We start from the raw sequence: 12,385 nt of genomic DNA on the forward strand, positions 1-12,385 counted from the left end.
AAGTAGGGCGACGCACAATTGCGGCGAAAGTGGGCAGTATACTGCGCAACCCCTACCTGTGAGCAATATAGTGCACAAAGAATCCAGCCAGCGCGCCTCGGTGCTGCAACACGTCAGTCAGAACGTCCGTCGCCTGCGCCACGCCGCCGACCTCAGCCAGAGCGCCCTGGCGGAAAAGTCCGGGGTCAGCCGGCGCATGCTGGTGGCCATCGAGGCGGGCGAGAAGAACGTCAGCCTGACCACCCTGGACCGTCTTGCCGAGGCACTCGATGTCGCCTTCACCGACTTGATCCAGGCACCGGACAACCGCGATCCCAGCCGGATCAACGAACTGGCCTGGACCGGAGAACGTCCTGGGAGCAAGGCTGTGCTGCTGGCAAGCTCGGTAGCCAGCCGCGAAGTGGAACTGTGGGAATGGCGCCTGGAACCGGGCGAGACCTACCTGTCCGAAGCCGATGCCGATGGCTGGAGCGAGCAACTGTATGTGTTCGAAGGTTGCCTGACCCTGATCATCGAGGATCAGCAGCACCGTCTGCAGACCGGCGACTTCTTCAGCTTCGCCAGCAACCGCATGCACGCCTACCGCAACGAAGGCGAGGTCGCGGCGCGCTTCGTGCGCAACGTCGTCATCTGACGCAATGGCTTCGTAGGAGCGGGCTTGCCCCGCGATTGCGTGTTGTCAGTCACATCGCATCGCGGGGCAAGCCCGCTCCTACGTACGCGATCAGCCCTTGATAAACGCCAGAAGATCCGCGTTGACCTTGTCCTTGTGAGTGTCGGTCAGGCCATGGGGCGCACCCGGATAGACGATCAGGGTCGCGTCCTTGATCAGCTTGGCCGACTCCGGCCCCGCGGCCTGGATCGGCACGATCTGGTCGTCATCGCCATGAATCACCAGGGTTGGAATGTCGAACTTGGGCAGGTCCTGGCGGAAGTCTGTTTCCGAGAAGGCCTTGATACAGTCATAGGCATTCTTGTGGCCAGCCATCATGCCCTGCATCCAGAATGAATCGATCAAACCCTGGGACACTTTGGCACCCGGGCGGTTGAAGCCGAAGAACGGCCCACCGGCGATGTCCTTGTACAGTTGCGAGCGATCGGCCAGGGCACCGGCACGAATGCCGTCGAAGGCCTCGATCGGCGTGCCCAGGGGGTTGTCCGCCGTCTTGAGCATCAGCGGCGGCACCGCCGAGATCAGCCCGGCCTTGGCCAGGCGCCCGGTGCCGTGACGACCGATATAACGGCTGACTTCACCGCCCCCGGTGGAGAAGCCGAACAGGATTGCGTCCTTGAGCTTCAGGTGCTCGAACAACTGCGCCAGGTCGTCGGCGTAGGTGTCCATTTCGTTGCCGTGCCAGGGTTGGCTGGAGCGTCCGTGACCACGCCGGTCATGGGCGATACAGCGATAGCCGTGGTCGGCGAGAAACAGCATCTGGGATTCCCAGCTGTCGGACGACAGCGGCCAGCCGTGGCTGAACACGACCGGCTGGCCGCTGCCCCAGTCCTTGTAGTAGATCGTGGTGCCGTCGCGGGTGGTGAAGGTGCTCATGACTGCTATCTCCTGTTCGGTGAAACGCCAGAGGGTCAGGCAAGCCCATTGAGGTTAGCGGGTATTGGCGCTCAGGTAGTCCTCGGTGGAAATGACCTGGGCGTAGGCAAAGGCCAGCGCCGCCATGTAGGTGGCGTGCACCTGGGCTGCCGGAATGGTCACCCCGTTGAATTCCTGGGCGCGGGTGGCGCAGGCGTCATGGATGACGGTGGTGTCGTAGCCGAAATCGGCAGCAGCACGGGTGGCGGCGTCGATGCACATGTGGCTCATGCTGCCGATCACCGTGACCGACTCGGTGTGATGCTCGTCCAGCAACTTCTTCAGACCGGTATCGAGGAAGGCGTTGACCTTGTGCTTGAGCACCACCGGCTCATGGGGCAGTGCCGCAGCCTTGGGGTGGATCTGCGCGCCGTCGGAACCGGGGGCGAAGAACGGCGCGTCGGCGGATTCGAACTCGTGGCGCACATGCACCACCAGGTCGCCCCGGGCGCGGGCCGCGGCCAATACTTTGCCGGCGTTGTCGGCGGCAGGGTCGGCGCCATCCAGGGTCCATTTACCGCCGGGAAAGTAGTCGTTCTGGATGTCGATGACGATCAGTGCCTGCTTGCTCATTGCAAAAGCCTCGTGTGGGGGAGTGGTTGTGGCGTGGTGATAGTTATAGGCTTGAACGGTGCGCTTGCGGATTGGCGCGAACGACAAAAGGGCGGGAAAAACTGACAATGGCCAAAGGCTGCGACATGCTGGAAATCGGTCTGCTGGTCTATCCCGGTGCGCAGACGGCGGCCGTGCATGGCCTGACCGACCTGTTCGCCGTGGCCAACCGCTTGCGCCATGAACTGGGGGCGCTCGACCGGCCGCTGCTGCGCATCAGTCACTGGGGGCACGATGAGCGCGGACAGCTGGCCGTGACCTTCGACAGCCACCCGGATAGCCCGCATCAGCCCCGGGCCATGATCATTCCGCCAAGCCTGACCCAGGCGCCCACCCCCGAACTGCTCGAACGCTTCTGCCACGACCTGCGCCAATGGCACCGCGAAGGCATCCTGCTGGTGTCGGTGTGCGTCGGGGTGTTCTTCATCGCCGCCACTGGCCTGCTCGACGGGCGGGCGGCCACCACCCACTGGAATTTCGCCCAGTCCCTGGCCGAGCGCTTTCCCCAGGTCAAGGTCGAGGCCAACCTGCCGGTGCTCGACGATGGCGACATCATCACCTCGGCCGGGCTGATGGCCTGGACCGACCTGGGCCTGAAACTGGTGGAACGCTACCTGGGCCAGACCCTGGCGGCCGAGACCGCGCGCTTTTTGGCCGTGGAGCATGTCGGTGCCGGGCAGCGGCCCTGCACCGGCTTCAGCCCGCGCCTGGACCATGGCGACGAAGCGGTGCTCAAGGTCCAGCACTGGCTGCAAAGCAGCGGCGCCCGGGATGTGAACCTGTCGGCCATGGCCGAGTGCGCAGGGCTCGAATCGCGTACCTTCCTGCGCCGCTTTCGCAGTGCCACGGGCCTCAAACCCACCGAGTACTGCCAGCAGGTGCGTGTCGGTCGGGCCTGCCGGATGCTCGAGTTCACCAACCGCAGCATCGACCAGATCGCCTGGGGCGTCGGCTATCAGGATCCGGGGGCGTTTCGCAAGGTCTTCCACAAGGTTACCGGCCTTGCCCCCAGTGACTATCGCCGCCGCGTGGCGCCGGGTATCGGTTGATCCTACTTTGGTACCGGTACGGCTGCTTTTCCCGCTAGCTGCTGCCTATCATGGCCGTCAAACAAGACGGAGCCACCCATGAGCGTTCATCCGCAACCGCAGTTTCCCGTCGCCGATGTGTTGATCATTGGCGGTGGCCTGAGTGGTGCCTTGCTGGCCGGGCAGCTGTTGCGCCAACCCGGTCGTCGTCGCCTGCTGGTGATCGAGCCGCGCCACGAGCTGGGCCGTGGCGAGGCCTACAGTGCCATGCAACCGGGCCATACCTTGAACGGCAACGCGGCGCGCATGAGCGTCGATCCGGACAATGCCGACGACCTCACGCACTGGCTGGAGCAACACATCGCCGCGGGTGGCTGGCCCGAATCTGCCGAGCAGGCTGTACCGGTCGCCGAGTTGTTCCCGCCGCGTGGCCTGTTCGGCGTCTATGCCCGCCAGCGATTGGCCGAGGCGCAGGCGCAGGGCGAGTGCCAGGGTTCGAGCCTTGCGCATGTGCGAGCCGAGGCGGTGGACCTGCAGGTCGATGAGCGCGGCGTGCATCTTGTCCTGGACGATGGCCGCGTCGTGCACGGGGCGCGCGCCGTGCTCGCCACCGGCATGTTCGCTGCGGCGCGTACGGCCCGGATCGATGACGATGGCTTCAATGCCGCGGCGGTCGATCCCTGGGATGTGTCGGCAATGGGCAGGATCGACCCGATGGGCAGAGTGCTGATCATTGGCTCCGGGTTGACCATGGTCGATGCCGTGGTCTCGCTCGAACAGGCCGGGCACCGAGGTCCGATCGAGGTGTTCTCGCGCCATGGGCTGTTGCCGCAGGTGCGCCGCCAGCCGCCGGCCTGGAGTGATTTTCTTGCCGCCGATCCCGCGCTTCGCAGCCCCTTGCAATTGCTTCGGGCCTTGCGTGGGCAATGCCGCCAGGCTCAGGCTCAGGGCATCGACTGGCAGGCGCCACTGGATACCGTACGCGTGCATATCGCCCGGCTCTGGAGCCAGGCCAGCGATCGCCAGCGCCGGCAGTTCGTGCGTCATGTGCGGCCGTGGTGGGAGAGCCACCATCATCGCTCGCCACCCCAGGGCGCGGCCTTGCTGGCGCGCCTGGAGGAGGAGGGGCGCTTGCGGATTCACGCCGCATCGCTGCAAGGCCTGGTGTCGGCGCCGGGTGAGTCGCCGCTGATCAGCGTGCGTTTTCGTGGCCATTCGCAGGCAACCGAAGTGGCCGGCGCGGCGTTGATCAACTCCAGCGGTATTGAATACGACTGGCGCCGCGTCGATCGCCCCTTACCCCGGCAACTGCTGCAGCGCCGCCTGATCCGCCCAGGGCCGCTGGCCCTGGGGATTGCCGCCGATGCCGGTGGCGGCGTGCAGCACGCCGACGGTCAGTTCAGCGAGCGTCTGTTTGCCATGGGCCCGCCCTTGCGCGGCCTGTGGTGGGAAAGCACGGCCGTCACCGATGTTGCCTTGCAGGCCAAGGCCCTGGCACTGCGCCTGGCGGCCTTGCCGGACTAGTGGCCAGGGTCGGCGCCGGGCTCCAGCAGTTGCGGGCCCGGTCCCTGTACGCCCAATTGGTCGTCGCAATTGCGCAGCGGGCAGCTCTGCAATGACAGGCAGCCGCAGCCGATGCAGCCGTCCAGTTGGTCGCGCAGCATCAGCAGCTTGTCGATGCGCTGGGTCAGGTCCTGGCGCCACTGTTCAGACAATCGTTGCCAGTCCGCGGCCGTGGGCGCGCGCCCTGTCGGCAGGGTTTTCAAGGCTTCATGAATGGTCGCCAGGGGAATGCCCAGGCGCTGGGCCATCTTGATCACCGCCACGCGCCGCAAGGCTTCGCGCGGATAGCGTCGCTGGTTGCCGCTACTGCGGGTGCTGTGGATCAGGCCCTTGCTTTCGTAGAAGTGCAGGGCGGTGACCGCGACGCCGCTGCGGGCCGCCAGTTGGCCGACGGTCATGACCTTGTCGGTCGGGCTGGGCGTCATGCTGAAAAACCTCTTGACCTTGAGTTAACTAGAGGTTTTACCCTGCCTGCCGTCATACAGCAAGTTCAATGGCAGGGAGAGAGTGCCCATGATGGTTTCACCGCGCAGCCAGTGCTTTACCCAGATGATCGAGTTCGAAGTGACGCCCACCTACCAGCACGCCCTGGCCCGGGCGCTTGCCGAGCGCAGCGAGGAACTGGCGTTGCAGCACGCGGGGCTGGTGGGCGCCAGTGTCCAGGCCAGCGAGGACGGCAGCCGGGTACTGCAGTGTCTGCAATGGCAGTCGCGCCGCGCCTGGGAGGCAGCGGTCAGCAGCTTCGAGCAGGAACCCTTCCTGCAACTGATTCAGCAACACCAGGCCAAAGGGGTGAATTTCGCCGCCTTCCAGACCTTGAGCAGTCTTGCCCGCAACGCCACCGACGGCCTGCACTGCCAGCTGCAAGGGTCAGGAATACCAGGGTGAGTGGTGCGGGTAGCGGTCAAGACGCGCACCGATGACCATTTCGCTGACCCAGGCACTGAGGATCGAACTGTAGGCCTTCTGGCTGCGGTCGCTGGACAAGGCATGGTCGGCGCCATCGACGATCCGGTGGGTCAGGGAGTGGGCACTGACAAAGGCCGAGCGGTAACTCATCAGAGTGCTGTGGGGGACGTAGTCGTCCTGTTCGGACTCCACCAGCAACACATCCCCGGCGAACTCGGCGCACGCACCCAGGGCACGATTGTCGGCCGGGCCCAGTGAGCGCTGGCGGTAGTCGGTCAGGCGCTGGCGGTCGAGTCCATGCTTGGGGCAGGTCCAGTCGCCGTCCCAGTACAGCGCCGGCACCCGCAGGGCCAGCCACTTGACCGGGCGCAGGGTGGTGAGCAGGGTCGCCAGGTAGCCGCCGTAGCTGCTGCCGATCAGGGCGATGGCGCTGGTGTCGACCGCCGGATGGCTGACCAGCCGGTCGTAGGCGGCCACCAGGTCCGCTAGGTTCTGCGCCCGGGTGACGCTCAGGCGCTGGCTTTCGGTCTTCTCATGGCCGCGCAGGTCGAAGGTCATGCACACGCAGCCAAGCCCGGTGATCTGCTTGGCCCGTGCCAGGTCGCGCTGCTGACTGCCGCCCCAGCCGTGGACGAACAGAATGCCCGGCACCTTGTCGCCGGGGCTGACGATGGTGCCGGCGATGCATTCGTCATCGACGGGGATCTCGATGGGTTCGCTATGGATGGTCATAGTCGCGGATCCGTGCATATTTGCAGAGTCTTCCCAGCTCACGGTCGTTCCCCTGGTAGAAGATGGTCGCATCGGCAGGTGGTTCGGCGGCATCGAAGGCCTCATGGGTGGAGGCGCGCACACGGCTTAGCCCAGGGTCTGCGGCAAATGCCTGCAAGGCGAGGATCTCGGCACTGCTGGCGCCGCCGATGCGCCAGGATTGTTCGAGCACGCCGCTGCAGGGCTTGTCGTGGCTGTTCAGGCCGCGGGCGACGTCATAGTTGCGGCGCGAGGCGATGAACCCGGGAAAGCTTTGCAATGCCGCCTGCTCGTAGGTCATGGCCTGGGTGATGGCCAGGCGCAGGTGCTCCTCCAATGCCAGTTGCAGCAAGGTGTCGTAACCGCCACGGACCAGGGTCAGGTCCGAGCCGCCGTAGATCTCTTCGCCGGCATGATCACGGGTCAATTGCTGGGTGCCGTAGTAGCTGCAGAGAATGCCCGCTACCTGTACCTGGCCGACACTGAAGGTCTGCACCTGGGTCAGGTTCTCTTCCAGGGTCAGTCCCCAGAGCGCCAGTTCCTGCTCGTCCATGCCGGTCAGTGCCTGCTCCACGCCTCTCATCGAGGTGACCACGGTCTGCCCGCGTCCGGCCGTGGCCCGTACCGGCTTGATCCGCACAGGACCGTCGCGCAGCAGCAATGCCGCAGCCCGGGCCGCATCGTCCAGGCTGAACACCGTATAGCCACGCAGCAGGGCATCGCTGGCCTTGCGGGCAAAGGCATCGGTCCAGCCAAGCGGGTAACGGGCGTCAGCGGGCAACGGATGGGAGATGGCCTTGGTCGCCATGTAAGGCCGGCTCACCACACCACCGAACAGGTCGTCGCACGAGCCGATGCCCATCCTCAGGCAGCGGTCGGCATCGATCAGGGTTTCGGTCGGCAGGTAGTAGAAGTTTTCGCGTGCCGTGGGTTCGTGCAGCGGCTCGACGACCTGGGTATGGAGCAACTGCGCCAGACGCTCGGCAAGCTTGAGGTGCACGCTGTGCTCGTGCTCCGGGGTGTGGGGGCGGGTGTCGAGCAGCACAACGCCTTGCTTGCGGTCGGTCGATCGGGGCATGAACAGTTCTCCCGTACCAGGGCTGTACTCATGAGAAGGTCTGGAGGCCGGGAAGTTCAGTACCAGTAAATACAATTTTTATATGGTTATATAAATATAAGAATTCATAATTTATGGTTCTATGATGGATGGGGCAGGATAGCCTCGGGTTTTGCCTACTCTTCTTAGCGAAGCGTCTGCTTTTCCAGGCATGGACAACCAGAGAGCCTGCAGCAATGAACAATTTTCCGTTGTACTTCGACTATGCCGCCACGACACCTGTCGACGAGCGCGTCATCCAGGTGATGATCGAGTGCCTGGGCGCCTCGGGCAACTTCGGCAACCCGGCCTCCGGCTCCCATCGCTATGGTCAGCAGGCGCGCCAGGCGGTGGAGCAGGCCCGGGCCCAGGTGGCGAATCTGGTCGGCGCCGATGCCCGGCAGATCATCTGGACGTCCGGTGCCACCGAATCCAACAACCTTGCGCTCAAGGGGCTGGCCCGGGGACGCCAGGGCGGCCACATCATCACCAGCCAGATCGAACACAAGGCGGTGCTCGATACGGTCTCGCACCTGGAGCGGGACGGGTTCGAGGTGACGCGCCTGGCCCCGGACGCCCAGGGCCTGATCAGTGCCCAGGCGCTGGCCGCCGCCTTGCGCCCGGATACCTTCCTGGTGTCGCTGATGCTGGTCAACAACGAACTGGGCACGGTCAACGATGTGGCCACCCTCGGCGAGCTGGTCCGCCAACATGGCGCATTGCTGCATGTCGATGCCGCCCAGGGGGCGGGTAAACTGAGGATCGACCTCGGTCAGTGGCCGGTGGACCTCATGTCGTTCTCGGCCCACAAGGTCTATGGCCCCAAGGGCATCGGCGCCTTGTATGTCGGTGACCGGGCCAGGCCCCGGTTACAGGCGCAGATTCACGGAGGCGGACATGAGGGCGGTTTGCGCTCGGGTACCCTGGCCACTCACCAGATCGCCGGCATGGGGGCGGCCTTCGCCCTGGCGGGCGAGCTGCAGGATGAAGAAGTCCAGCGGATCGGCCAGTTGCATCGGCTGCTGCTGGAGCAGCTTGGCGACATCCCGGGCCTGGTGCTCAATGGCAGTGCCAGCCAGCGAATCGAGCATACCCTGAGCCTGACCTTCAGTGCGCAAAGCCCGGATCTTGCGAGTCTTGCCGGCACCCTGGCGTTTTCTTCGACCTCGGCGTGCAATTCGACCAGCAGCCAACCCTCCCATGTGTTGCTGGCACTGGGCCTGTCGCCACAGGACGCACGCCAGACGATCCGCCTGAGCCTCGGTCGCTACACCCGGGCCGAGGATGTCGAGAACGCAGCCAGGGCGATAAAAGCCGCGTTACAGTCCCGACCCTTCTGGACAGTTGCCGGGGGCTGAAGCCTGTTCCATTATCTGCGGCGATAACAATGGATGCCGTGGTAGCAGGAGTCAGCATGAACACTCAGTCTTCAATCCAGGTGCCGGTCAGCGCACGCCTGGCGGCAATACGTCAGGTCATGAGCCGGGAGGGGGTCGACGCCCTGTTGGTACCGTCGGCGGATCCGCATCTTTCCGAATACCTGCCGGGCTACTGGCAGGGCAGGCAATGGTTGTCCGGCTTCCAGGGGTCGGTCGGCACACTCGTGGTAACGGCGGATTTCGCCGGTTTGTGGGCCGACAGCCGCTACTGGGAACAAGCCGAGCTGGAGTTGGCCGGCAGCACCATCGAGCTGGTGAAACTGCAACCGGGCAAACCGGGGCCGTTGGACTGGCTGGCCGAGCAAACGCCGCAAGGCGGGGCGGTGGCGGTCGATGGTGCGGTCATGGCGCTGGCTTCGGCGCGCCAGTTGGAGCAGCGCCTGGCTGTTCGCAATGCCCGGCTGCTGACCGACAAGGACCTGCTCGCACAGGTCTGGAGCGACCGCCCGGAGCTGCCGGTCAACCCGGTGTATCAGCACTTGCCACCCGAGGCAACGGTGAGCCGCGCCGAGAAGCTGGCACAGCTGCGCCAGGTGCTGCGCGAGCGTGACGCCAGCTGGCATTTCATCGCCACCCTGGACGATATCGCCTGGTTGTTCAACTTGCGTGGTAGCGATGTCTCCTACAACCCGGTATTCGTTTCCTTCGCCCTGGTCAGTCAGGACCGGGCGCTGCTGTTCATTGCGCCAGGCAAGCTCGACCCGCACCTGCGCCAAGTGCTGGCGGCCGATGGCATTGAGGTGCGCGATTACGAGGCCATCCATTCGGCACTGGCCGCCATCCAGGCCGGCAGCAGCTTGCTGATCGACCCGGCGCGGGTCACCAGTGGCTTGATTGCCAGCCTGGGGGGCGAGGTGCGCCTGGTCGAAGGGCTGAATCCCACGACCCTGGCCAAGTCGCAGAAGAGCGCCGAGGACCTGCTGCACATCCGCAAGGTCATGGAGCAGGACGGCGCGGCCTTGTGCGAGTTCTTCGCCTGGCTGGAGTCGAACCTGGGGCGTGAGACGGTCACCGAGCTGACCATCGATGAGCAGCTCAGTGCCGCCCGTGCCCGGCGTCCTGGCTTCGTCTCACTGAGCTTCTCGACCATTGCCGCATTCAATGGCAATGGCGCCATGCCGCACTACCGGGCAACCGAAGCTTCCCATGCGCGAATCGAAGGCGATGGCCTGCTGCTGATCGACTCGGGCGGTCAATACCTGGGCGGCACCACCGACATCACCCGCATGGTGCCGGTAGGCACGCCGAGCCGTGCGCAGAAGCAGGACTGCACCCGCGTGCTCCAGGGCGTGATCGCCCTGTCGCGGGCGCGCTTCCCGCGGGGCATTCTTTCGCCGTTGCTCGATGCCATTGCCCGGGCGCCGATCTGGGCCGACCAGGTCGATTATGGACACGGCACCGGTCATGGGGTGGGGTACTTCATGAATGTGCACGAGGGGCCGCAGGTGATTGCCTACCAGGCAGCACCTGCGCCGCAGACCGCGATGCAGGCCGGCATGATCACTTCGATCGAGCCTGGCACTTATCGCCCGGGGCAGTGGGGCGTGCGGATCGAGAACCTGGTGTTCAATCGGGAGGCGGGGCGCAGCGAGTTCGGCGACTTCCTCGAATTCGAAACCCTGACCTTGTGCCCGATCGATACACGCTGCCTGCTACTGGAGTTGTTGAGCGAGCAGGAACGCAGCTGGCTCAATGCCTACCATCAGCAGGTTTGCGAGCGCCTGGCACCCTTGCTCGATGGAGCGGCGCTGCAGTGGTTGCGCGAGCGAACCGTGGCGCTTTAAAGCGCGAGCGTCAGCTATAAGCACAAAGGGCAGCCCATGGGCTGCCCTTTGTGTCAGATGCTCGTTATTTGCAGATGACGATCATGCTGCGGCTGGTGTAGCCGGCGGGGTTGAGCCCGAATGGGTAGTCGCCGGGCTCGGTATCGTCTTCACCAGAGCGGGCAATCACCTTGTAGTTTTTGCTGCCACAGGCTGCGCTGGCCTTGGCGTAGCACTTGTCCCAGGAGGAGGTGAGGCCGGAGCAGTTGATATGCAGGCCCTTTTTACCGCGCTTGACTTCAGTCTTTGCAGTCGCCGCGCACCCGGCGATGGCCAACACGGCCAGAATGAGCAAAATTCGTTTCATTCCCGTCCTTAAATACGTTCCGGATCTGCTGCCCGGGTCTAATTTCTATTGCGTCTTCCTGATGCTTTCGCGTCCCTGTCTTGTCAATTAGATAACTTCAAGGTTGACGTTACATGACAGCTTAAAGAGCGTGGGTGCGCGGCACAATGACCAGTTCGGATTTAAATGAAAATATTTCTCAAATCAATCGGCCGCTACCAGGGCCGGGCTTTCCTTGCGCATCGACAAGGTGGCGCCCACCGAAGCGGTAATGATTGCACCGATGGCCAACCATTGTGCAGTGGTCAACATTTCCCCGAGGAACAGTAACCCGCTCAATGCGCCGAAGGCCGGTTCGATGCTCATCAGGGTGCCGAAGGTCCTGGCGGGCATGCGCGTCAGGGCGACCATTTCCAGGCTGTAGGGCAGGGCCGTGGAGAGTACCGCAACGCCCAGGGCAATCGGGATCAGTGCCGGGGTGAGCAAGGCGCTGCCAGCGTGGGCGATGCCGATTGGCGCAACGAACAGCGCAGCGATCATGACGCCCAGTGCCGCGGTCTGTATACCGTTCTCGGCACCTGCTTTCTGACCGTACAGGATATACAGCGCCCAGCACACGCCGGCGCCCAATGCATAACTGGCACCCAGCAGGTCGATACCGCTGCCGGTCTGCCCGATCGGGACCAGCAACAAGAGCCCGACCACGGCAAGGCCGATCCAGAGGAAGTCCACTGCCCGGCGTGAGGCGTAGAGCGCCACGGCGAGAGGGCCGGTGAATTCCAGGGCCACGGCGATTCCCAATGGTACGGTGCGCAGGGACATATAGAAGAGAAGGTTCATGCCGCCCAGGGCCACGCCGTAGATGACTACGGTGCGCAGAGTGCTGGGGGTCAGTCGCGCACGCCAGGGGCGCAACAGCAGCAGCATGATGATGCTGGCGAAGATCAGGCGCAGGGTGGTGGTGCCTTGTGCACCCACCACGGGAAACATGCTCTTGGCCAGGGAGGCGCCGGATTGTATCGAAGCCATGGCGATCATCAGCAGGCCGATGGGGAACAGCGTGGCGGCCAGGCTGCGGGGTTGGGCGTTCATTGGGGATCGGTGTTCCTTATAGAGAGGGGCTGCGCTGGATGCGGTGGCTTATGATGCGCAAAGACGGAAAGTTGAGCAATATAGTGCGCATTTTTCTTTTATCGGGTTATTTTTGAATTAGCGCTTGACGCTCGATTTAATCTCTCTATAATTCGCCCCACTTCCGGCGCAGTCGAAACGGAAAACTCCTTGAGAATCA

The 12,385-nt window shown here is 64.1% G+C and carries 12 protein-coding genes and 1 pseudogene; 6 read left to right on the forward strand and 7 right to left on the reverse strand.

What is annotated here, in order from left to right:
- The first annotated feature begins 70 nt into the window (after positions 1–70).
- Complete coding sequence (locus tag M2D63_RS18315; protein WP_285864398.1) at positions 71–634, forward strand: helix-turn-helix domain-containing protein; 564 nt, start codon at positions 71–73, stop codon at positions 632–634.
- A gap of 90 nt (positions 635–724) precedes the next feature.
- Here the strand turns inward: M2D63_RS18315 and M2D63_RS18320 are convergent, their stop codons facing one another.
- Together M2D63_RS18320 and M2D63_RS18325 are read right to left on the reverse strand one after the other, a co-directional pair.
- Positions 725–1,549, reverse strand: a complete 825-nt coding sequence (locus M2D63_RS18320; protein ID WP_285864399.1) for an alpha/beta fold hydrolase — start codon at positions 1,547–1,549, stop codon at positions 725–727.
- Between the two features lie 54 nt (positions 1,550–1,603).
- Entirely contained in the window at positions 1,604–2,161 is a 558-nt protein-coding gene (locus M2D63_RS18325) for a cysteine hydrolase family protein (protein ID WP_285864400.1), read from the reverse strand.
- 107 nt (positions 2,162–2,268) lie between these two features.
- Between M2D63_RS18325 and M2D63_RS18330 the strand changes: the two genes are divergently transcribed.
- Both M2D63_RS18330 and M2D63_RS18335 read left to right on the forward strand, forming a co-directional pair.
- Positions 2,269–3,249, forward strand: a complete 981-nt coding sequence (locus M2D63_RS18330; RefSeq protein ID WP_285864401.1) for a GlxA family transcriptional regulator — start codon at positions 2,269–2,271, stop codon at positions 3,247–3,249.
- A gap of 78 nt (positions 3,250–3,327) precedes the next feature.
- On the forward strand, positions 3,328–4,752 hold the full coding sequence (locus tag M2D63_RS18335) for an FAD/NAD(P)-binding protein (RefSeq protein ID WP_285864402.1): 1,425 nt from the start codon (positions 3,328–3,330) through the stop codon (positions 4,750–4,752).
- Here the strand turns inward: M2D63_RS18335 and soxR are convergent.
- Positions 4,749–5,216 (reverse strand): redox-sensitive transcriptional activator SoxR, encoded by a 468-nt coding sequence (gene soxR / locus M2D63_RS18340; RefSeq protein WP_285864403.1) that lies wholly within the window; start codon positions 5,214–5,216, stop codon positions 4,749–4,751. The two genes, M2D63_RS18335 and soxR, sit on opposite strands and share 4 nt — an antisense overlap.
- An 88-nt stretch (positions 5,217–5,304) precedes the next feature.
- On the opposite strand from soxR, the pseudogene M2D63_RS18345 reads away from it, so the two are divergent.
- A pseudogene (locus M2D63_RS18345) lies at positions 5,305–5,692 on the forward strand (antibiotic biosynthesis monooxygenase).
- On the opposite strand, the gene M2D63_RS18350 reads toward M2D63_RS18345, so the two are convergent.
- Positions 5,662–6,432, reverse strand: coding sequence for a S9 family peptidase (locus M2D63_RS18350; protein ID WP_285864405.1), 771 nt, complete (start codon positions 6,430–6,432; stop codon positions 5,662–5,664). The pseudogene M2D63_RS18345 and the gene M2D63_RS18350 overlap by 31 nt on opposite strands.
- Positions 6,419–7,528, reverse strand: a complete 1,110-nt coding sequence (locus M2D63_RS18355) for a DUF3182 family protein (protein WP_285864406.1) — start codon at positions 7,526–7,528, stop codon at positions 6,419–6,421. Before M2D63_RS18355 ends, M2D63_RS18350 begins: the two co-directional genes overlap by 14 nt.
- A gap of 215 nt (positions 7,529–7,743) precedes the next feature.
- Between M2D63_RS18355 and M2D63_RS18360 the strand changes: the two genes are divergently transcribed.
- Complete coding sequence (locus tag M2D63_RS18360; RefSeq protein WP_285864407.1) at positions 7,744–8,904, forward strand: cysteine desulfurase family protein; 1,161 nt, start codon at positions 7,744–7,746, stop codon at positions 8,902–8,904.
- A gap of 56 nt (positions 8,905–8,960) precedes the next feature.
- Positions 8,961–10,769, forward strand: a complete 1,809-nt coding sequence (locus tag M2D63_RS18365; protein WP_285864408.1) for an aminopeptidase P family protein — start codon at positions 8,961–8,963, stop codon at positions 10,767–10,769.
- A 64-nt stretch (positions 10,770–10,833) separates the two neighbouring features.
- On the opposite strand, the gene M2D63_RS18370 is transcribed toward M2D63_RS18365, so the two are convergent.
- Both M2D63_RS18370 and rhtA read right to left on the reverse strand, forming a co-directional pair.
- Positions 10,834–11,115: a hypothetical protein gene (locus tag M2D63_RS18370; protein WP_285864409.1), complete on the reverse strand. Its 282-nt coding sequence runs from the start codon at positions 11,113–11,115 to the stop codon at positions 10,834–10,836.
- 183 nt (positions 11,116–11,298) lie between these two features.
- Positions 11,299–12,186 carry a threonine/homoserine exporter RhtA gene (gene rhtA, locus M2D63_RS18375; protein ID WP_285864410.1) on the reverse strand — a complete coding sequence of 296 codons (888 nt, stop codon included), beginning with the start codon at positions 12,184–12,186 and terminating at the stop codon, positions 11,299–11,301.
- Between the last annotated feature and the right edge of the window lie 199 nt (positions 12,187–12,385).

Source organism: Pseudomonas sp. BJa5 (genome assembly GCF_030272875.2).
GTDB lineage: Bacteria > Pseudomonadota > Gammaproteobacteria > Pseudomonadales > Pseudomonadaceae > Aquipseudomonas.

Coding starts and splice junctions, on each gene's coding strand:
- M2D63_RS18320 (WP_285864399.1), bottom strand. CDS start 1,549: ATGAGCACCTTCACCACCCGCGACGGCACCACGATCTACTACAAGGAC.
- M2D63_RS18325 (WP_285864400.1), bottom strand. CDS start 2,161: ATGAGCAAGCAGGCACTGATCGTCATCGACATCCAGAACGACTACTTT.
- M2D63_RS18330 (WP_285864401.1), top strand. CDS start 2,269: ATGGCCAAAGGCTGCGACATGCTGGAAATCGGTCTGCTGGTCTATCCC.
- M2D63_RS18335 (WP_285864402.1), top strand. CDS start 3,328: ATGAGCGTTCATCCGCAACCGCAGTTTCCCGTCGCCGATGTGTTGATC.
- soxR (WP_285864403.1), bottom strand. CDS start 5,216: ATGACGCCCAGCCCGACCGACAAGGTCATGACCGTCGGCCAACTGGCG.
- M2D63_RS18350 (WP_285864405.1), bottom strand. CDS start 6,432: ATGACCATCCATAGCGAACCCATCGAGATCCCCGTCGATGACGAATGC.
- M2D63_RS18355 (WP_285864406.1), bottom strand. CDS start 7,528: ATGCCCCGATCGACCGACCGCAAGCAAGGCGTTGTGCTGCTCGACACC.
- M2D63_RS18360 (WP_285864407.1), top strand. CDS start 7,744: ATGAACAATTTTCCGTTGTACTTCGACTATGCCGCCACGACACCTGTC.
- M2D63_RS18365 (WP_285864408.1), top strand. CDS start 8,961: ATGAACACTCAGTCTTCAATCCAGGTGCCGGTCAGCGCACGCCTGGCG.
- M2D63_RS18370 (WP_285864409.1), bottom strand. CDS start 11,115: ATGAAACGAATTTTGCTCATTCTGGCCGTGTTGGCCATCGCCGGGTGC.
- rhtA (WP_285864410.1), bottom strand. CDS start 12,186: ATGAACGCCCAACCCCGCAGCCTGGCCGCCACGCTGTTCCCCATCGGC.